Origin of the sequence: Pantoea sp. V106_11 (assembly GCF_029967885.1) — a bacterium.
Lineage (GTDB): Bacteria > Pseudomonadota > Gammaproteobacteria > Enterobacterales > Enterobacteriaceae > Pantoea > Pantoea ananatis.
The window spans coordinates 17437-36459 of sequence record NZ_JASCAK010000031.1 but is presented as its reverse complement, the minus strand read 5'-3'; the positions used below and the strand labels follow the sequence as shown (position 1 = coordinate 36459).

General features: G+C 55.4%; 19 protein-coding genes. 15 read left to right on the top strand and 4 right to left on the bottom strand.

All coding sequences use genetic code 11. From position 1 onward, the window contains the following. Nucleotides 1-453: 453 nt before the first annotated feature. From QLG08_RS15435 to speG, 6 genes are read left to right on the top strand one after another with little or no spacing between them, the layout of a single operon-like run. Nucleotides 454-2028 (top strand): ABC transporter substrate-binding protein, encoded by a 1575-nt coding sequence (locus QLG08_RS15435; RefSeq protein WP_064374209.1) that lies wholly within the window; start codon nt 454-456, stop codon nt 2026-2028. Beyond that, nucleotides 2028-3080, top strand: coding sequence for an ABC transporter permease (locus QLG08_RS15430; protein WP_013026851.1), 1053 nt, complete (start codon nt 2028-2030; stop codon nt 3078-3080). Before QLG08_RS15435 ends, QLG08_RS15430 begins: the two co-directional genes overlap by 1 nt. After that, complete coding sequence (locus QLG08_RS15425) at nt 3077-3925, top strand: ABC transporter permease (RefSeq protein WP_024471357.1); 849 nt, start codon at nt 3077-3079, stop codon at nt 3923-3925. Before QLG08_RS15430 ends, QLG08_RS15425 begins: the two co-directional genes overlap by 4 nt. Then, complete coding sequence (locus QLG08_RS15420) at nt 3915-4745, top strand: ABC transporter ATP-binding protein (RefSeq protein WP_022623562.1); 831 nt, start codon at nt 3915-3917, stop codon at nt 4743-4745. Before QLG08_RS15425 ends, QLG08_RS15420 begins: the two co-directional genes overlap by 11 nt. Further along, the gene (locus QLG08_RS15415) at nt 4738-5421 is read left to right on the top strand and encodes an ABC transporter ATP-binding protein (protein WP_015699659.1); all 684 of its coding nucleotides are present in this window, start codon (nt 4738-4740) and stop codon (nt 5419-5421) included. Before QLG08_RS15420 ends, QLG08_RS15415 begins: the two co-directional genes overlap by 8 nt. A 13-nt stretch (nt 5422-5434) precedes the next feature. Further along, entirely contained in the window at nt 5435-5980 is a 546-nt protein-coding gene (gene speG / locus QLG08_RS15410) for a spermidine N1-acetyltransferase (RefSeq protein ID WP_013026855.1), read from the top strand. Here the strand turns inward: speG and QLG08_RS15405 are convergent, their stop codons facing one another. From QLG08_RS15405 to QLG08_RS15390, 4 genes are all read right to left on the bottom strand, one after another. Continuing rightward, nucleotides 5981-6400, bottom strand: coding sequence for a hypothetical protein (locus QLG08_RS15405; RefSeq protein WP_019106310.1), 420 nt, complete (start codon nt 6398-6400; stop codon nt 5981-5983). Between the two features lie 96 nt (nt 6401-6496). Next, nucleotides 6497-7432, bottom strand: a complete 936-nt coding sequence (gene mmuM, locus QLG08_RS15400) for a homocysteine S-methyltransferase (RefSeq protein ID WP_024471358.1) — start codon at nt 7430-7432, stop codon at nt 6497-6499. Continuing rightward, nucleotides 7422-8828, bottom strand: coding sequence for an S-methylmethionine permease (gene mmuP, locus QLG08_RS15395; protein WP_014605203.1), 1407 nt, complete (start codon nt 8826-8828; stop codon nt 7422-7424). The genes mmuM and mmuP overlap by 11 nt, the downstream gene beginning before the upstream one ends. Before the next feature lie 136 nt (nt 8829-8964). Beyond that, complete coding sequence (locus QLG08_RS15390; RefSeq protein ID WP_014605202.1) at nt 8965-9300, bottom strand: DUF2002 family protein; 336 nt, start codon at nt 9298-9300, stop codon at nt 8965-8967. 151 nt (nt 9301-9451) lie between these two features. Between QLG08_RS15390 and QLG08_RS15385 the strand changes: the two genes are divergently transcribed. From QLG08_RS15385 to QLG08_RS15345, 9 genes are all read left to right on the top strand, one after another. Continuing rightward, complete coding sequence (locus tag QLG08_RS15385) at nt 9452-9769, top strand: DUF883 family protein (RefSeq protein ID WP_014605201.1); 318 nt, start codon at nt 9452-9454, stop codon at nt 9767-9769. Between the two features lie 291 nt (nt 9770-10060). Further along, a complete protein-coding gene (locus tag QLG08_RS15380) occupies nt 10061-10303 on the top strand; it encodes a redoxin NrdH (RefSeq protein ID WP_014605200.1) in 243 nt (80 codons plus the stop codon). A 4-nt stretch (nt 10304-10307) separates the two neighbouring features. Next, nucleotides 10308-10721 carry a class Ib ribonucleoside-diphosphate reductase assembly flavoprotein NrdI gene (gene nrdI, locus QLG08_RS15375; protein ID WP_013026862.1) on the top strand — a complete coding sequence of 138 codons (414 nt, stop codon included), beginning with the start codon at nt 10308-10310 and terminating at the stop codon, nt 10719-10721. Then, nucleotides 10691-12829, top strand: a complete 2139-nt coding sequence (gene nrdE / locus QLG08_RS15370) for a class 1b ribonucleoside-diphosphate reductase subunit alpha (RefSeq protein WP_282472983.1) — start codon at nt 10691-10693, stop codon at nt 12827-12829. Before nrdI ends, nrdE begins: the two co-directional genes overlap by 31 nt. Nucleotides 12830-12838: 9 nt before the next feature. Further along, on the top strand, nt 12839-13798 hold the full coding sequence (gene nrdF / locus QLG08_RS15365) for a class 1b ribonucleoside-diphosphate reductase subunit beta (RefSeq protein ID WP_014605198.1): 960 nt from the start codon (nt 12839-12841) through the stop codon (nt 13796-13798). A 368-nt stretch (nt 13799-14166) separates the two neighbouring features. Continuing rightward, nucleotides 14167-15366 (top strand): glycine betaine/L-proline ABC transporter ATP-binding protein ProV, encoded by a 1200-nt coding sequence (gene proV, locus QLG08_RS15360; RefSeq protein WP_019106308.1) that lies wholly within the window; start codon nt 14167-14169, stop codon nt 15364-15366. Beyond that, complete coding sequence (gene proW, locus QLG08_RS15355; protein ID WP_029569080.1) at nt 15359-16510, top strand: glycine betaine/L-proline ABC transporter permease ProW; 1152 nt, start codon at nt 15359-15361, stop codon at nt 16508-16510. The genes proV and proW overlap by 8 nt, the downstream gene beginning before the upstream one ends. A gap of 59 nt (nt 16511-16569) precedes the next feature. Continuing rightward, a complete protein-coding gene (gene proX, locus QLG08_RS15350; RefSeq protein ID WP_013026867.1) occupies nt 16570-17568 on the top strand; it encodes a glycine betaine/L-proline ABC transporter substrate-binding protein ProX in 999 nt (332 codons plus the stop codon). 146 nt (nt 17569-17714) lie between these two features. Further along, nucleotides 17715-18914, top strand: coding sequence for an MFS transporter (locus QLG08_RS15345; protein WP_064352243.1), 1200 nt, complete (start codon nt 17715-17717; stop codon nt 18912-18914). Nucleotides 18915-19023: the final 109 nt, after the last annotated feature.

Here is a 19023-nt window from a genome sequence, read left to right as displayed (position 1 = left end):
TGAAAGGGTGCGCAGCCCGCAGCTACGCCTGTCGAGGCGGAGGAAAAAGTGCCAGAATATACATCAACATAGCGCGCTCTCGCGGTGACTACAGCGTTAATTTCAAGGAGAGCAATCGTGATCTAAAGAAGGGATTGCTGCCCGCCGTGTGGCAAGCAGCGAAATGCAGTTAGCTTGCCGGAGTTAAATCGCGTTTAGGGTGACTGTCCAATGTATGACTCCTGCAAATATTTTCACGTAGTATAAACGCCGGGCCCTTCGGGTAAAGGAAAATAACCGTTCAATCGCCATCTCGTTTATTAACCGTTTCTGTTTCGCACAGCCATTTTGTTTGCGTCTTATAACCGGGCTGCATTTGTTATAACTTTTTTGCATATCATTAGCCGATAATGGACTATTCTTTGCATGAGCCCTTTCGTACACTCGCGTTACTTTCTCAGGCAAGGATTTTCCATGAAAAAAATAATTCCATCACTACTGGCCTTGTCACTGGCCACCGCCTTTAGCGTCAATGCTGCCACACCAAAAGATACGTTAGTCGTGGTGCAATCGACCGATGATGCCGACAGCTTCGATCCGGCGAAGGGATTTGAACTCACCAGCGTACAGGCGTTCACCAATATTTATCAGCGGCTGGTCCAGTCCGACCCGCAGAACCCAATTGATTTAAAACCCACGCTGGCAACGTCCTGGCAGCCAGGCAGTGACAAACGCAGCCTGACATTTGCGTTGCGTAAAGACGCTAAATTCTCCAGCGGCAATCCACTGCGTCCGGAAGATGTGATCTTCTCGCTGGGTCGCGTCGTGAAACTGAATCTGGATCCCTCCTTTATTCTTACCCAGCTCGGCTGGAATAAAGATAATGTGGATAGCTTCCTGAAAAAGGTCGATGACGACCATGTGCAAATCAGCTGGACGGCCGACGTCAGCCCGGCCTATGTGCTGAGCCTGCTGTCAGCACCGGTATCCTCCATCGTCGATGAAAAAACCGTTAGCGCGCACGCCGAAAAAGGCGATTTGGGGAACGGCTGGCTGGCCACGCACTCCGCCGGTAGCGGCCCGTATCAGATTCGCAAGGTCGTGATGCACCAGGCCGTGATCCTGACCGCCAATCCGACCTCTCCAGCCGGGGCGCCAAAGATCAAAAATATTCTGATCAAGAACGTGCCGGAACCCGCGGCCCGCCGTCTGCTGCTTGAGCAAGGTGATGCAGACATCGCCCGTAACCTGGGGGCCGATCAGATCGCCTCGCTGCAGGGCAAAAGCGGTGTGAAAACCGAAGCCATTCCGATGGCCTCGCTGTATTACATTCAGTTCAACATCGGCAACAAAAACAACGCCGCCTTAAAAAATCCGGCCTTCTGGGAAGCCGCGCGCTACCTGTTTGACTACAAGGGCATTGCCGGACAGCTGCTGAAAGGCCAGTTCGATGTGCACCAGACGTTTCTGCCGAAAGGTTTTCTGGGTGCATTAAACGACAACCCCTACAGTTACGATCCTGAAAAAGCCAAAACGATTCTGAAAAAGGCCGGCCTGACTAACGTCAGCTTCACCCTGTCTACCAGCAATCAGCCTCCCTACCTGGATATCGCTCAGGCCCTGCAGGGCAGCTTTGCCAAGGGCGGCGTGAAAGTGGAAGTGTTACCGGGACTGAGTTCTGAAGTCTCGACCCGCGTCAAAGCGCATAATTACGAAGGCACGATCAACGCCTGGGGCGCAGACTACTTTGATCCGAACACCAACGCCGCGTCATTTGCCTATAACCCGGAAGATGGCAGCAAGACGATTGCTTACCGTTCCGACTGGCACATTCCGGAGCTGAACAAACAGGTGCTGGCGGCAACGGCTGAAAGCGATCCGAAAAAACGCGTTGAGCTGTATCAGGCCATGCAGCGTGAAGTGCTGAAAAGCTCGCCTTATGTGATTGGCCTGCAGGCGAAAAACCTCATCGCCCTGCGCGATAACCTCAAGGGCTATGTTCAGGGCATTAACCCGGACATGGTTTACTACTCGCAGGTAACGAAGTAATGGCACAGTCTGCCTCTTCTGCCGGGCCCGCCCGGCATGTCTGGCGGCGCGTTGGCCGCCTTTCATCAGGCTTGCTGTCGCTGGCGATCACCCTGCTGGGTTTGCTGGCGTTCACTTTTATGCTGTCGCATCTGTCCCCTATCGATCCGGTACAGCAAATCGCTGGCGATCATGCCAGCGAAGCGACCTATGCGCAGGTGCGTCACGATCTGGGATTAGATCAGCCGGTACTGATGCAGTTCTGGCACTACATTGAACACCTGCTGCGCGGCGATCTCGGCGTATCCCGCCTGACCAACCAGCCGGTGAGCAGCGACCTGCTTCAGACGTTTCCGGCCACTATCGAGCTGGCGACCTGCGCGATGATTTTTGCCGTCATCTTTGGCGTTTCACTGGCACTGATTGCCGCGTGGAAACCCGGCAGCTGGATTGATAACGTCGCCCGCTTTATCTCCCTGCTGGGCTACTCTGTGCCGGTTTTCTGGCTGGGCCTGCTGGGCCTGTTGCTGTTTTATGCGGTTCTGCACTGGTCTGCCGGACCGGGGCGGCTGGATGATATCTGGGCCTATACGCTGGAGCCGAAAACCGGCTTCGTGCTGATTGACAGCTGGCTGTCGGGTGACCGGGAAATATTCTGGAATGCGGTGGCGCACTTATGGTTACCGGTGGTGATCCTGGGCCTGCTGGCGATGGCAGGCATCACCCGCCTGCTGCGCGCGGCGCTGCTGGAAGAGAGCAGCAAAGAGTATGTGGTGCTGGCACGAGCCAAAGGCGCGGGACGGGGGCGCATTCTGTTGCGCCATATTTTCCCTAACGTGCTCGGCACCCTGATTACCGTGATTGCGCTCTCTTACGCGACCTTGCTGGAAGGCTCGGTCCTGACGGAAACCGTATTTGCCTGGCCCGGCGTGGGGCGCTACATGACCAATGCGCTTTTCTCTGGCGATGTGCCGGCGATTTTAGGCGCCACCTTACTGATCGGCGGCTGCTTTATCCTGATTAACGCGCTGGCGGATGCCCTCACCTGGTTAACCGACCCGAGAACACGATGACGCAACAACTCACTGAACTTGAAACGGTGCGACCCCGTCGCCGCATCACCTCGTTAACCATTGGATTGACGCTGGTGACGATTGTGATTCTGATGGCAGTGCTGGCCCCGCTTATTGCCCCCTACGATCCGAATCTGCAAACCATCGCCAGCCGGTTGCTGCCCCCTTCGGCTGCACACTGGTTCGGCACCGATGGATTTGGTCGCGATTTACTCTCCCGAGTGATTTATGGCGCGCGCCCTACGCTGCTGCTGGTTTCGCTGATCCTGGTTCTGACCATTCCGGTTGGCCTGTTGGTGGGGATCACCGCGGGTTACGCAGGCGGCTGGACCGAGCGCGTATTAATGCGCATTACGGATATTTTTCTGTCGCTGCCCAACCTGGTGATTGCGCTGGCGCTGGTCGCAATGATGGGACCGGGACTGATGAACGGCGCGTTGGCTCTGGCGCTGACCAGTTGGCCTCCGTTTGCCCGCCAGGCACGAGCCGAAACCCTGGCGCTGCGCCGCAGCGACTATCTGGCGGCGGCTCGAATGCAGGGGATTACCGGTTTTCGCCTGATGTTCGGCCATATTCTGCCGCTGTGCCTGCCCACCGCGGTGGTGCGCGCCGCACTCAGCCTGGGTGGGATTATTCTGGCGGCCGCCGGACTGGGCTTCCTTGGCATGGGCGTGCAACCGCCGACCGCCGAGTGGGGTTCAATGGTGGCAGAAGGCAGTAAGGTCATATTTGACCAGTGGTGGGTCGCTGCTGCACCCGGCGCGGCCATTCTGTTTGCCAGCCTGGCCTTTAACCTGACAGGCGATGGCCTGCGTGACCGACTGGATACCCGACATGCAAAATAACATTCTGGTAGAGTCGCTCAGCATCCGCAGCGACGACGCGACGCTGGTCGATAACATTAGCTTTTCCATCGGGCGTGAGCGCGTGGCGCTGGTCGGCGAATCTGGCTCCGGCAAATCGCTTACTGCACGAACCCTGATGGGACTGCTGTCGCCGTCACTGCATCTGCAGGCTACCCAGCTCCAGGTCGCCGGTGAAAATGCCCTGACCCTGAACGAACGCAGCTGGAGTAAGCTTCGTGGTGATCGCGTGGCCATGGTGATGCAGGATCCCAAGTATGCGCTGAACCCGGCGCGGACGATCGGCTGGCAGGTTGAAGAACCGCTGATTCTGCATCGCCGCCTGAGTCGGGCGGAACGTAAAGAAAAAGTCTGCGATATGCTGGATGCGGTGGGCCTGCCCGATCCGCGAGCCCTGATGCAGTTCTATCCGCATCAGCTTTCGGGCGGCATGGGCCAGCGCGTGATGCTGGCGATCGCCCTGATTACCGATCCGGCTTTTTTGATTGCGGATGAGCCGACCTCCGCGCTGGATCACGCCATGCGCGATCAGGTGCTGTCGCTGATCCGCCAGCTGGTTGAGTCACGCAACATGGGCCTGCTGCTGATTAGCCACGACCTGCAACAGGTCTCGGAACACTGCGAGCGGGTTATGGTGATGTACAAAGGCCGGGTGCTGGATACGCTGCCGGCCGCCGATCTGCCTCAGGCCACGCATCCCTACACCCGCACGCTGTGGTCATGCCGTCCCAGTAAAGCAACACATGGACAACCACTGCCGGTTCTGGACCGCGCGGCGCTGGAGGCCAACCACAATGATTAATTTGCATAACCTCAGTGTGTCACACAAACAGGGTTACGATCTCCGCACGGTGGTGCACGACGTGAATCTACAGGTGAACGCCAGTGAGTGCTTTGGCCTGGTCGGCCCGTCCGGCTGTGGTAAATCGTCGCTACTGTGGGTTATGGCTGGACTGAATCCCCACTGGCAGGGCGAGATGCAGCTGGCCGGGCATCCGGTGCAGCCAGGCAAAACCTTTACCGGTGCGCTGCGCCAGGACGTGCAAATGGTGTTTCAAGACCCATATGCTTCCCTGCATCCGCGCCACCGTTTGCGCCGCACGCTGGCTGAGCCGCTCAGGCTGCTTAAGCAGGATAACATTGACGATCGTATTGATGACAGATTTCGCCATGTCGGGCTGGACCCGTCGTTAGCCGATCGTTATCCTCATCAGCTGTCCGGCGGCCAGCGTCAGCGCGTGGCGATTGTTCGCGCTCTGTTGCTGCAGCCCAAAATACTGCTGCTGGATGAGCCGACATCAGCACTGGATATGTCAATACAGGCTGAAATCCTCAATCTGCTTAACGATCTCAAGCGTCAGGATGGCCTGACCATGGTTCTGGTGAGTCACGATCCTGACGTGATTGACCATATGTGTGACCGTGCCGTCCGCATGGCGCAGGGGCGGATCGTTGAGCACATTGCCGCTCCAGCCTAAGTAAGGAAAGATAATGACCATCAGACTCCGCCCGCTGGAAAGAGAAGATCTGCACTTTGTGCACCAGCTTGATAACAATGCCAGCGTCATGCGCTACTGGTTCGAAGAGCCGTATGAGGCTTTTGTTGAGCTGTCCGATCTCTACGACAAACACATTCACGATCAGACCGAGCGACGTTTCGTGGTGGAACATGAGGGGCAAAAAGCGGGAATGGTGGAACTGGTCGAAATTAACCATGTCCATCGCCGCGCTGAGTTTCAGATCATCATCGATCCGACCCATCAGGGCAAAGGCCTGGCAACCCAGGCCGCCCGACTGGCGATGGATTACGGTTTCTCAGTCCTCAACCTGTACAAGCTGTACCTGATTGTCGATCAGGAAAATGAGAAAGCGATCCATATCTACAGCAAACTCGGTTTTGAGATCGAAGGCGTGCTAAAACACGAATTCTTTATCAATGGCGAGTACCGCAATACGATCCGTATGTGCATTTTCCAGCATCAGTATCTGGAACGGCATAAAACCCAGGGCAGCATGGTCAAACCCACTGCCCAGTAATCAGCCGCGCGCGCCGACCGGATTCATGTAAGGGCTGGGATGCTCTGGCTCGAGGTTGTACATGCCGCCATAGAAAGGATCCACCAGTAACCAACCGGGTAAACCCAGCAGGGGAATATTTCCCAGCAGATACCAGAGGTTGGCGCGGGCCTCAATTGGCACCGTTACTGGCACATAGCCCGGACTTTCCAGCATCAGCAGATAGTGTTTTTTGCCAAAGTAGCGGTGGTTGGATTTCTCCAGGATGACGGTTTTCGGCGTGTATCCTTCCGCAACCGGGCGGCCGTTTTCATCCTGCACGGTAAAACGCGCGCCCGGCGGCTGTGAATCGATCAGAACCGATTGAGTTTCAGTGCCAACAATGGTGGCGCAGCCGCTCAGAAGCATCGCGGCGGCAAGCGCCAGAATGTGCTGTTTCATGGAAGGATCCGATAAAAGTCAGGAAGCACAGTGTAAACCGCCCTTCCCACCTTTTCATCTGTCTCAATCGGGCTATCATCGCCCGATTCTGCCGCTTTATTGCGGTTGACAATGCCGGGCAATAGCCGCGATGTCTTTGGGGGAGGTGCGGCAGCAGCCGCCAATCAGCCGGGCACCGGCCTGCTGCCACTCGCTAAACTTGTCATGCAAGGTGCAGCCAGAGGGCGCAGAGTGCCAGGTTTTGCTGCTGGCGTCGTACTGCTCGCCCGAGTTGGGATAGACCACCAGCGGTTTGTCCGTCAGGCGCTGGAGCTGCTGCAGGGCCGGCGTAACGCTTTCCAGCGCAATACAGTTGATTCCTAATGCCACCACCTGCGGTTGCGCATTGAGGTAAGCCGCCACCTCACGCAGCGGCGTACCGTCGCTGATGTGTTCGGCATCACGCAGCGTGAACGAGAACCAGGCGCGGCTGTCAGGGAATTCGCCTAACAGGGCAACCAGCGCCTGGGCTTCTGCAAAGGAGGGCAGCGTTTCGCAGGCCAGTACATCCACGCCCGCCGCCAGTAATGCGTTGATCCGTGGGAGATGGAACGCCATCATTTCAGTCTCTGGCAGCGCATAATCCCCCCGGTATTCCGATCCATCGGCCAGAAACGCGCCGTAAGGTCCGACCGATCCCGCCACCAGCAGGATCTTTGCTTCGGCCTGCGTCGCCAGATAATCTGCGCGGGCACGTTTAGCCAGTTCGACGCTTTGCGCGATCAGCGCCAGAGACTGCGTTTCGTTGAGGCCCCGCGCCGCAAAGCCCTGCGGCGTTGCCTGATAGCTGGCAGTAATGGCGCAGCGCGCGCCGGCAGCAAAATAGTCGTAGTGCACCTGGTAAATCAGCTCAGGATTCTCCACCAGCACTTTAGCGGACCATAACGCATCCGCCAGATCGCAACCACGTGCCTCAAGCTCGGTCGCCAGCGCGCCGTCAAGAATCAGCGGGGCAGACTGTTGTAATGCGCGCGAAACAGGATTATGCGACATCCCTGGCCTCCTTAGCCTGTGTTTTTTTGTGCGTGACATGGTAAGCGCCATAGCAAAACAGCACAAACGGAATTCCGCACCACAGGGCAATACGCTGCGAGGGATCGAAAGCCAGCCCCACACAGGCCAGCAGGCAAAGCAGGAAGCCCAGGATGGGAGTGAGCGGATACAGCGGCGCGCGATAAACCAGTTCCTGCAGCGATTTACCCTGTTGCACATGACGACGACGAAAAACATAGTGCGACGCGCAGATGCTCAACCACACGGCCACCACGGCAAAGCCAGAGATAGCAGACAGCGCCACAAATACGGTATCCGGCGCGACCACGCTGGAGAACAGCGCCAACAGGCCGCCGATCATACTGACCGTTATCGCCAGCAGCGGTACCCCGCGTTTGTTGACCCGGGCGAAGGCGCGCGGCAGCGTGTTCTCATTGGCCAGCGACCACAGCATGCGGCCTGAGGCATACAGACCCGAGTTCGCCGCAGACAGGATGGCCGTGAGTATCACAAAGTTAATGATATCTGCCGCCCAGGGAATGCCGATCTTCTCAAATACCAGCACAAAGGGACTTTTAACGATGCCGGCCTGGTCCATTGGAATTAAGGCGGCCAGCACGAAAACGGTGCCGACAAAGAACAGGATCAGGCGCGCGACGGTAGTGCGAATGGCCAGCGGCACGACTTTTTGCGGGTTTTCGGTTTCGCCTGCGGCAATGCCAATTAGCTCGGTGCCGGAAAAGGCAAAGTTCACCGCGACCATCGTCATCAGAATCGGTAATACACCATTAGGCAGCCAGCCGTGTGCGGTGATATTGCTCAAACCCGGCGCGGGCGTGCCGTCTTTCATCGGGATAAAGCCAAACATGGCCGCGCCGCCCAGGACGATAAAGGCGACAATCGTGATGACCTTGATGATGGAAAACCAGAATTCCCCTTCGGCAAAGAAACGGGTGGAAATCACGTTGAGCAGATAGATGGCGATGCAGAAGACCAGGCACCATAGCCAGACCGGCACATGTGGAAACCAGTACTGCATGCAGAACCCTGCCGCCGTCAGGCTGGAGCCCAACGCGACGGTCCAGGTCAGCCAGTACAGCCAGGCGACGGTATAGCCCGTGGCCGGGCTCAGATAGCGAGCGGCATAGACGTGAAATGCCCCCGTTTCAGGCATGGCGACCGACAGCTCACCCAGGCAGGCCATCACAAGCCATACCACCAGCGCACCAATCAGATAAGCCAGCAGCGTGCCTGCGGCCCCGGTGGTGGAAATAATGTAGCCGGTATTAAAAAACAGGCCGGTACCGATGACGCCGCCCAGCGATAGCATCACCAGGTGGCGAACTTTCATGGTTCGCTTAAATTGATCCTGCGAAGAAGTCGTCTGCTCGCTCATATATCCCATCCGTATGGACGTCTAAACATCTATATGCAGCAGATTTATACGCATTACGGCGCCGAAATGCAACGGGCGAAACGGTCAGGCATCGACGGGAAGGGATCGTTGCCCCGCGTTAACGGGGCGGGATGCGCTAGCCGAACACGCTCTGTATATAGCGTTCAAGCGCCATGCGGGAACTGAAACCGTGTGGAATACCATAATGTTCCTGCGAATCACCCGCCAGGTAGAGAGGGAACTGCGTGTAGTGATCACAGGTTTTCATTTCTGACGCCGGTTCGGCAAAAGGCTGACTTTTTTCTTTCAACGTTGGGTGAATGATCAGCGCCGTGCGCCCCATACGCGCTTCGCGGTTAACATAAACATAGTTGTCGCCACGACGGTAGCCATAAGCGCGTGGTGTAATCTCATCGACTTCAAAGCCTACTTTTTCCAGTACGCGCGCTACCTCATCTGGTCGTAAATACATGCTTGATCCTCTCCTCTTCAAAAGCCACGCAACCTTACATCAGCGTGGCTGCACGGGCATTCGGAATTTTCCCTAAAGGGCCATCCCGCGCCTCGTTAAGTCAAACGTGGTCTACACTGAGTATTACGTGTTAATGACAAGGGAGCCAAAAATGTTTAATCGAACGCAAAAAAACGATGACATTGATATCAATCAGGATGTGAACGAGCTGGCTGATTCACTTGAAGCGTTGCTGAAATCTTACGGCAGCGAAGCGAAGGATGAGGTTAATTCAGCCCGCAGCCAGGCGGAAGCGCTGCTGAAGCAAACCCGTGCGAAATTAAACGGTGGCGGTAATCGTGTTTCGCAGGCCGCCCGCGACGCCGGCTATCAGGTTGATGCCTATGTGCATGATAAACCCTGGTACGGTGTCGGCATCGGCGCTGCGGTCGGGATTGTGCTGGGCGCGCTGTTAGTGTCCCGCCGCTAGTCCCTGCCCTGCCGTTATCATCAGCCTCGCTCAATGAGCGGGGTTTTTTTATGCCTGTTTTTTGCGCAACTGGCTTTACAAAATATTTTTTCGCGTGGCAGGGCGCGTCGCCACTGGCTTGCCGCATCCGGGGCCATTAACCCCATATATAGTACGCTTGACCGCAATTAACGCTACATCTAGTATTCATTTCATTGTCACACCACAAGATGTTTGCAAGGACGAAGCCTGATTCATGGAAAAAAACTTCGTTATCCGCAGCGGCACCGCAATGAAAGAGGAATACGAATCATGCGCATTATTATTTACACTAAAAACAACTGTGTCCAGTGTAATGCCACGAAAAATGCACTGGATCGTCAGGGCATCGACTACCACCTCATCAACCTGGATACGCAACCGGAGGCCATCGATAACCTCAAGGCCTTGGGTTACCGCCAGGTACCGGTCGTCATGACGCGTGACGATCACTGGAGTGGGTTCCGCCCTGACAAGATAGCTGGCCTGTCTCAGTCCGTGGCGATGGGCGGATAGCCGCATGTTTCCACTGGTCTATTTTTCCAGCCAGTCGGAAAACACCCATCGGTTTATTCTCCGTCTGGGCCTGCCCGCGTGCCGCATACCGATTGACGCGAAGCAACAGCTGCACATTGACCAGCCCTATATTCTGGTCGTGCCCAGCTATGGCGGCGGCAGCCACCGCGGTGCGGTGCCCAGACAGGTTATTCAGTTTCTCAATGATGACGCCAACCGCAACGGCTTACGCGGCGTTATCGCCGCCGGTAACCGTAATTTTGGCGAAGGTTACTGCCTGGCTGGCGACATCATTGCTAAGAAATGTCAGGTTCCCTACCTGTATCGGTTTGAACTGATGGGAACCCCCGACGATATCGCCAATGTGAAAGCGGGAGTAACCCAATTTTGGCAACGACAGATACCCTCAACGACGTAGCGCTGGATTACCATGCGCTGAACGCCATGCTGAACCTGTATGACGCTGACGGCCGTATCCAGTTTGACAAGGATCAGCAGGCCGAACGTCAGTTTGTTATTCAGCACGTGCAGCCCAACACCCAGCACTTTACCAGCATCGCCGAGCGCCTGCGCTATCTGGTCGCCGAAGGCTACTACGAAGCTTCCGTACTTAATCAGTATGATTTTAACTTTGTCTGCGGACTGCACGACGAAGCCGATGCATGGGGCTTTGCGTTCAAGACCTTTTTGGGTGCGTGGAAGTACTACACCAGCTACACCCTGAAAAGTTTTGATGGCAAGCGTTACCTGGAAACCTTCGAGCAGCGTGCCTGTATGGTGGCGCTGACGCTGGCACAGGGCGATGAAACCCTGGCGCGCTCGGTGCTGGAAGCCATCCTGAGTGGGCGTTTTCAGCCCGCCACGCCGACGTTTCTGAACAGCGGCAAGCAACAGCGCGGCGAACTGGTTTCCTGCTTCCTGCTGCGCATTGAAGACAACATGGAGTCGATTGGCCGGGCCGTGAACTCTGCGCTCCAGCTGTCAAAACGCGGCGGCGGCGTAGCGTTTCTGCTGTCGAACCTGCGTGAGTCCGGCGCGCCGATCAAGCGCATTGAAAACCAGTCTTCCGGCGTTATTCCGGTGATGAAAATGCTGGAGGATGCGTTTTCTTATGCTAACCAGCTCGGCGCGCGTCAGGGAGCCGGCGCAGTCTGGCTGAATGCTCACCATCCGGATATTTTGCGCTTCCTGGATACCAAGCGCGAAAACGCCGATGAAAAAATCCGCATTAAAACGCTGTCGCTGGGCGTGGTCATTCCGGATATCACCTTCCAGCTTGCCAAAGAGAATCTGCCGATGGCGCTGTTCTCGCCCTACGATGTTGAAAGAATCTACGGTCAGGCGTTTGGCGATATTAGCATCAGCGAGAAATACGCGGAGATGCTGGCGGACGACAGAATCCGTAAAACCTATATTCAGCCGCGCGATTTCTTTCAGACGCTGGCGGAAATCCAGTTCGAATCAGGCTATCCCTACATCATGTATGAGGACAGCGTAAACCGGGACAACCCGATTGCCGGTCGCATCAATATGAGCAACCTCTGCTCAGAGATTTTGCAGGTGAACAGCGCCAGCGAATTCAACGAGGATCTCAGCTACCGCCGCATGGGCAAAGATATCTCCTGTAACCTTGGCTCGCTGAATATCGCCCATGCGATGGATTCTGGCGATCTGGCCCACACGGTGGAAACGGCAATTCGGGCGCTGACTGCGGTGTCAGATATGAGTGACATTGGCTCGGTTCCCTCCGTTGCGGAAGGCAATCGCCGCTCGCATGCTATCGGTCTGGGTCAGATGAACCTGCATGGTTACCTGGCCCGTGAAGGCATTGCTTACGGATCACCCGAGGCGCTGGATTTCACCAATCTCTATTTTTACTGTGTGACTTATTATGCCCTGCGTGCCTCGAATCAGCTGGCAAAAGAGCGCCAGCAGACTTTCGACGGTTTTAGCGCCTCAACCTATGCCACCGGCGCGTATTTTGACAAATATCTGCAAAGCGACTGGCAGCCGCGAACCGCCCGCATCGCCGCCCTGTTTGCCGATGCGGGCATCAGCTTGCCCTGTCACAACGACTGGCTGGCACTGCGTGAATCGGTGATGGCCTCGGGGCTGTATAATCAAAACCTGCAGGCGATACCGCCTACCGGATCGATCTCCTATATCAACCACGCCACGTCCAGTATTCATCCGATTGTGTCGCGAATAGAGATCCGCAAAGAGGGCAAAACCGGTCGCGTTTACTATCCGGCTCCCTTCATGACCAACGACAATCTGGAACTCTATCAGGACGCTTACCAGATTGGGCCGGAAGCCATTATTGATACCTACGCAGAGGCGACCCGACATGTGGATCAGGGCCTGTCATTAACCCTGTTTTTCCGGGATGACGTGACCACGCGCGACATTAATAAAGCGCAGATTTACGCCTGGAAGAAAGGGATTAAAACGCTTTACTACATTCGACTGCGCCAGATGGCCCTGCAAGGCACTGAAATTCAGGGCTGCGTCTCCTGCGCACTGTGAGAACCCATTATGCAACTCAGACAAATTCAAGCCATTAACTGGAACCGTATTCAGGATGAGAAAGATCTTGAAGTCTGGAACCGTCTGACCAGCAACTTCTGGTTGCCGGAAAAAGTCCCTTTGTCCAACGATCTGCCGGCCTGGCAGACGCTGGATAAACAGCATCAGCAGTTGACCATCCGCGTATTCACCGGCCTGACGCTGCTGGACACCATCCAGAACGTGCTGGGTGCGCCGGGCTTAATGCCCGATGCGCTGACGCCGCATGAGGAGGCCGTCTTGTCGAATATCAGCTTTATGGAGGCGGTACATGCCCGCTCATACAGCTCGATTTTTTCGACGTTGTGTCATACCAGCGATGTGGATGCCGCTTATCAGTGGAGCGAAGAGAATCAGGCGCTGCAAAATAAAGCCGAGATCATTCTTACTCATTACCGCGCTGACGATCCGTTAAAGAAAAAAATCGCCAGCGTCTTTCTGGAGTCGTTCCTGTTCTATTCAGGATTCTGGCTGCCGATGTACTGGTCAAGCCGTGGCAAACTGACCAATACCGCCGATCTGATTCGGCTCATCATCCGCGATGAGGCCGTTCACGGCTACTATATTGGCTACAAGTACCAAAAAGCCCTTGAGCAGGTTGATGAAGGCCGCCGCGAAGCATTGCAGCAGTTCGCCATCGATCTGCTGCTGGCGCTGTATGAAAACGAGGTTGTTTATACAGAAGCGCTCTATGGCGATGTCGGCTGGGCGGAAGAAGTGAAAACCTTCCTGCACTACAACGCCAACAAGGCCTTGATGAATCTTGGCTATGAAGCGCTGTTCCCGGCAGAATTAACTCAGGTTAACCCGGCAATTCTGTCGGCGTTATCCCCAAACGCGGATGAAAATCACGACTTCTTTTCGGGTTCGGGCTCCTCATACGTGATGGGCAAAGCGGTCGAAACCGAAGACGAAGACTGGAGTTTCTAAGGTTGTCTGTACCGTCATAACAGGTCACAGGCGGTCATGATTACTGGCGCTGATTAATAAGCTGTTATTTCCCTTAAATCAGCGTCATTATTTCTCATTCATTCCCTCCCTACCGCTCGTCATTCTGCCAATATCTCAGCGCTGCACGGTCTAATTACTGTCGTTTTTCAAAATAAATCATAAAAAATTCATCTCCCCGCATCCCTTGTGATGACTGGAAATTATCGCGATAAGGCATGATTTCCAGCCATGAATATTTTACACCAGGGTTGACAGATAATCTGAGTATGTCAGGTTATAGCCTGCTTAAATTGAACCAGGGTACGTCATTTTACATTAAAATAATTTAATCAAGGCATTAATTACGGATGACAATAAAATTAGAAGTAAAAAATCTTTATAAGGTATTTGGTGATAATCCACAGAGGGCATTTAAATATATTGATAAGGGTTGTGGTAAAGAGGAAATCCTCGAAAAAACAGGCTTATCGCTCGGTGTCAAAAATGCCAGTCTGGCCATTGAAGAAGGCGAGATCTTCGTCATCATGGGGTTATCCGGTTCAGGGAAATCCACCATGGTTCGCCTTCTCAATCGTCTGATAGAGCCGACGCGCGGCCAGGTGATTATTGACGGTGTCGATATTGCAAAAATATCGGACAGCGAACTGCGTGAGGTTCGCCGAAATAAGATCAGCATGGTATTTCAGTCATTCGCCTTAATGCCGCATCTTGACGTTGTAAATAATGCCGCTTTTGGCATGGAATTAGCCGGCATCCCCTTAGCAGAACGTCAGGAAAAAGCCCTTGAGGCATTACGTCAGGTTGGGCTGGAGAATTACGCCCACGCCTATCCTGATGAGCTATCAGGCGGCATGCGTCAGCGTGTAGGTCTGGCACGCGCTTTAGCCATTAATCCCGATATTTTATTAATGGATGAAGCCTTTTCTGCACTCGATCCCTTAATTCGTACCGAAATGCAGGATGAGCTGGTGAAATTACAGGCCAGACATCAGCGCACTATCGTATTTATTTCACACGACCTGGACGAAGCCATGCGCATTGGCGATCGTATTGCCATTATGCAAAATGGCGAAGTCATTCAGGTCGGCTCACCCGATGAAATCCTGAATAATCCCGCCAATGATTATGTCCGCACGTTCTTCCGCGGCGTCGATATCAGTCACGTCTTTAGCGCTAACGATATTGCACGCCGAAATGCTGGCGCGCTCATTCGCAAAGCGACCGGATTAGGCCCGCGCTCGGCCATACAACTGCTGCAGGAAGAAGATCGTGATTACGGTTACGTGCTGGAGAAACAGAAATTCATCGGCGTAGTGTCAACCGACTCTCTCAAGGCGGCCCTGGCGGCAGGGCAAGGGCTGGAAAGCGCCCTGCTCGACGCGCCAGCGGCGGTTCCTGCCACGACCTCGTTAAATGAACTGCTCTCACACGTGGCGCAGGCTCCCTGTGCCGTTCCGGTGGTCGGAGAAGAAAATCAATACGTCGGTGTGATATCGAAAAGCACGCTGCTACGTGCTTTAGATCGTGAAGGAGCCAGCAATGAGTAAAGACACAGCAACCCCATGGGGTAACCCCACGACCACCGATACGCAGAGCGCCCCGGCGAGCGATCCCTGGTCAGGTGCCGCAGATCAGAGCGGTGCCGCCGACAGCGGCCATCATGCCGCCACCGGCGGTGCAGATGCGTGGGGCACGCCAGATGGCAGTGCCGCGACAGGCTCCAGCAGCAGCACAGACTGGTTGAACAACGCGCCTGCCCCCCAGGCGGACCATTTCACTATTATGGATCCGTTCCATAAAACCTGGATTCCGCTGGATCACTGGGTCACCGAAGGGATCGACTGGGTCGTGAATCATTTCCGTCCGGTCTTTCAAAGCATTCGCGTACCGGTGGATTATATCCTCAGCGCGTTTCAACAGCTGCTGCTGGGCATGCCCGCGCCGGTGGCTATCGCGCTGTTTGCGTTAATCGCCTGGCAAATCGCCAGTCCGGCAATGGGCATTGCCACGCTGATTTCACTGATCGCCATTGGCGCCATTGGTGCCTGGTCGCAGGCGATGATTACGCTGGCGCTGGTGCTCACCGCCCTGCTGTTTTGCATCATCATTGGCCTGCCTATGGGCATCTGGCTGGCGCGCAGTGAACGTGCGGCACGTATTGTGCGTCCGCTGCTGGACGCCATGCAGACCACACCGGCCTTCGTTTACCTGGTGCCGATTGTCATGCTGTTTGGTATCGGGAATGTCCCGGGCGTCGTCGTCACCATCATTTTTGCCCTGCCGCCCATTGTCAGGCTGACCATCCTGGGAATTAAACAGGTTCCTGCCGACCTGATCGAAGCCAGTGAGTCCTTTGGCGCCAGTCCGCGCCAGCTGCTGTTTAAGGTTCAGCTGCCGCTGGCCATGCCCACCATCATGGCGGGTGTGAATCAGACGCTGATGCTCGCCCTGTCGATGGTGGTGATTGCCTCCATGATTGCCGTGGGTGGACTGGGCCAGATGGTGCTGCGCGGCATTGGTCGTCTGGACATGGGCCTGGCCTCCGTGGGCGGCGTCGGCATCGTGATTCTGGCCATTATCCTTGACCGCCTGACGCAGTCGGTGGCGCGTGACAAACGCAGCCGTGGCCGTCGCCACTGGTATCACACCGGCCCCATTGGCCTGCTGACGCGTCCTTTCCGTCAATCCTGAATCTTGAGCGCGGCAGTCAGCTGCCGCCGTTATCGCGACAATAAAAACAAGGAATAATCATGCGCAAGACGCTCCCTGCTGCCGTTGCCATTCTGGCCACTTTCTCTGCTTCTCACGCTTTCGCGGCCGATCTGCCGGGTAAAGGCATCACGGTGAAACCGGTACAAAGTACGATTGCCGAAGAGACTTTTCAGACGCTGCTCGTGAGCCGGGGCCTGGAGAAGCTGGGCTATACCGTTGAGAAACCGAGCGAAGTGGATTACAACGTCGCCTATACCACCATCGCCTCGGGTGATGCGACCTTCCTGGCAACCAACTGGCGGCCACTGCATGACGATATGTATAAAGCCGCAGGCGGGAGCCAGGCGTTTTATCGCGAGGGAACCTATGTTTCCGGCGCGGCTCAGGGCTATCTCATCGATAAAAAAACGGCTGAAAAGTATCACATCACCAATATCGCCCAGTTGAAAGATCCCAAGATTGCCAGGCTTTTCGACAGCAATGGCGATGGCAAAGCGGATATGACCGGCTGTACGCCTGGCTGGGGCTGCGAGGCGGTCATTAACCACCAAAACACAGCTTATGGCCTGAGCAACACCGTCACCGCCAACATGGGCAACTATTCGGCGATGATCGCGGATACTCTGGCGCGCTTTAAACAGGGAAAACCTGTCCTTTACTACACCTGGACGCCTTACTGGCTGAGTGATGTGCTTAAACCGGGCCGCGACGTGGTCTGGCTGCAGGTGCCATTCTCTTCATTGCCGGGCGAACAGAAAGGCGTGGATACCAAACTGGCTAACGGCGCGAACTATGGCTTCCCGGTCAACACGATGCACATAGTAGCCAACAAAGCCTGGGCGGAAAAAAATCCCGCCGCCGCGAAACTGTTTGCTGAGATGACACTGCCGATTGGTGATATCAATGCGGAAAATGCCGCCATGCACGCAGGGCAAAATTCTGAAGAGGATATCAATCGCCACGTAGACGGTTGGATCAAGGGCCATCAGGCCCAGTTTGATAAGTGGATTAACGACGCGCGCGCCGCGACTCAGTAAGGCTCGACAGGCAGACGAAGGGCGGACACCTGTCTGCCCTTTTTCCGTTATGACTGATTAACAGGCGCATGACATAAACATAGCTCTCAAATAATTTTTTAGGTTATTATTAACGCCACTTTATTAATATTTACCTCTGCCTCCCTATGACAACATCTCGCCCTGGTTTAACGTCTGCACTGGTGGGACTGATGTCCGTTGCCACTGGCCTCTGTGTTGCCAGCAATTATTATATTCAGCCACTGCTTCATACCATTGCCCAACACTTTGACCTGTCGGTGGCGCTCGCGGGGTTCATTGTGACCAGCGCACAGCTTGGCTATGCCTGTGGGCTACTGTTGCTGGTCCCGCTTGGCGATATGCTGGAACGGCGCGGCCTGATAGTGGGCATGATGGTGCTGGCGGCGGCGGGCATGGTGATCATTGCTCTCTCCTCCTCATTTCCCTTTCTGCTGTTAGGCACGGTGATCACCGGACTCTTTTCGGTGGCGGCCCAGATTCTGGTGCCGCTGGCCGCGACGCTGGCAGAGCCGGAAAAGCGGGGCAACGTTACCGGCACGGTCATGAGCGGCTTGCTGCTGGGCATCCTGCTGGCGCGAACCGTTGCGGGCGGGCTGGCGCAGTTAGGTGGCTGGCAAACCGTATACTGGGTCGCCAGCGTATTTATGCTGCTGATGGCGATTGCGCTATGGCGCACGCTGCCGCGCATCACACCTTCTGTTTCATTGAATTATCCGCAATTGCTGATTTCCTTATTTCGGCTGTATGCCGCCGATCCTGTGCTGCGCACCCGTTCCGTTACCGGCTGTCTTACCTTTGCGAATTTCAGCATCCTGTGGACATCAATGGCATTTCTGCTCTCTGCCACGCCTTACGGTTTCTCGGAAGGAGAAATCGGGTTACTGGGACTGGTCGGCGCCGCCGGGGCACTGGCAGCCAGAAAAGCTGGCTCGCTGGCGGACAGAGGTCATGCCAAACTCACTACCAGCGCAGGCTTGCTGCTGATGTTGCTGTCCTGGGCGGCCATTGCCTGGGGCGCGCAGCAGCTTGTGGCGCTGATTGTCGGCATCTTAGTGCTGGATCTGGCGGTTCAGGCCGTGCACATCACCAATCAAAGCGTGATATACGCACGCCAGCCTGAGGCACGAAATCGACTGAATGCCGGTTATATGACCAGCTACTTTATTGGCGGTGCGCTAGGCTCATTGCTGTCGGCCAATGCCTACCATTTCGCGGGCTGGTATGGCGTCTGCGCGGCCGGTGCGACACTGACTTGCCTGAATTTACTGATCTGGTGGCGGAATCATCGCCTGGAACAAACGAATAGCCAGAATAGTGTGATTTAGCCTGTTCAGCGGAGTGTGAGTTTGCTATCGTTGGCCCAAAGTTATTCACGCCAGTTATTTTTTCTTTTGCAATCATTTGATGTCGTACCGTTTCACTGTACGACCAACG

Bases quoted from the DNA above. Each gene is read 5' to 3' on its own strand.
- QLG08_RS15435 (WP_064374209.1), top strand. From the start codon at position 454: ATGAAAAAAATAATTCCATCACTACTGGCCTTGTCACTGGCCACCGCC.
- QLG08_RS15430 (WP_013026851.1), top strand. From the start codon at position 2,028: ATGGCACAGTCTGCCTCTTCTGCCGGGCCCGCCCGGCATGTCTGGCGG.
- QLG08_RS15425 (WP_024471357.1), top strand. From the start codon at position 3,077: ATGACGCAACAACTCACTGAACTTGAAACGGTGCGACCCCGTCGCCGC.
- QLG08_RS15420 (WP_022623562.1), top strand. From the start codon at position 3,915: ATGCAAAATAACATTCTGGTAGAGTCGCTCAGCATCCGCAGCGACGAC.
- QLG08_RS15415 (WP_015699659.1), top strand. From the start codon at position 4,738: ATGATTAATTTGCATAACCTCAGTGTGTCACACAAACAGGGTTACGAT.
- speG (WP_013026855.1), top strand. From the start codon at position 5,435: ATGACCATCAGACTCCGCCCGCTGGAAAGAGAAGATCTGCACTTTGTG.
- QLG08_RS15405 (WP_019106310.1), bottom strand. From the start codon at position 6,400: ATGAAACAGCACATTCTGGCGCTTGCCGCCGCGATGCTTCTGAGCGGC.
- mmuM (WP_024471358.1), bottom strand. From the start codon at position 7,432: ATGTCGCATAATCCTGTTTCGCGCGCATTACAACAGTCTGCCCCGCTG.
- mmuP (WP_014605203.1), bottom strand. From the start codon at position 8,828: ATGAGCGAGCAGACGACTTCTTCGCAGGATCAATTTAAGCGAACCATG.
- QLG08_RS15390 (WP_014605202.1), bottom strand. From the start codon at position 9,300: ATGTATTTACGACCAGATGAGGTAGCGCGCGTACTGGAAAAAGTAGGC.
- QLG08_RS15385 (WP_014605201.1), top strand. From the start codon at position 9,452: ATGTTTAATCGAACGCAAAAAAACGATGACATTGATATCAATCAGGAT.
- QLG08_RS15380 (WP_014605200.1), top strand. From the start codon at position 10,061: ATGCGCATTATTATTTACACTAAAAACAACTGTGTCCAGTGTAATGCC.
- nrdI (WP_013026862.1), top strand. From the start codon at position 10,308: ATGTTTCCACTGGTCTATTTTTCCAGCCAGTCGGAAAACACCCATCGG.
- nrdF (WP_014605198.1), top strand. From the start codon at position 12,839: ATGCAACTCAGACAAATTCAAGCCATTAACTGGAACCGTATTCAGGAT.
- proV (WP_019106308.1), top strand. From the start codon at position 14,167: ATGACAATAAAATTAGAAGTAAAAAATCTTTATAAGGTATTTGGTGAT.
- proW (WP_029569080.1), top strand. From the start codon at position 15,359: ATGAGTAAAGACACAGCAACCCCATGGGGTAACCCCACGACCACCGAT.
- proX (WP_013026867.1), top strand. From the start codon at position 16,570: ATGCGCAAGACGCTCCCTGCTGCCGTTGCCATTCTGGCCACTTTCTCT.
- QLG08_RS15345 (WP_064352243.1), top strand. From the start codon at position 17,715: ATGACAACATCTCGCCCTGGTTTAACGTCTGCACTGGTGGGACTGATG.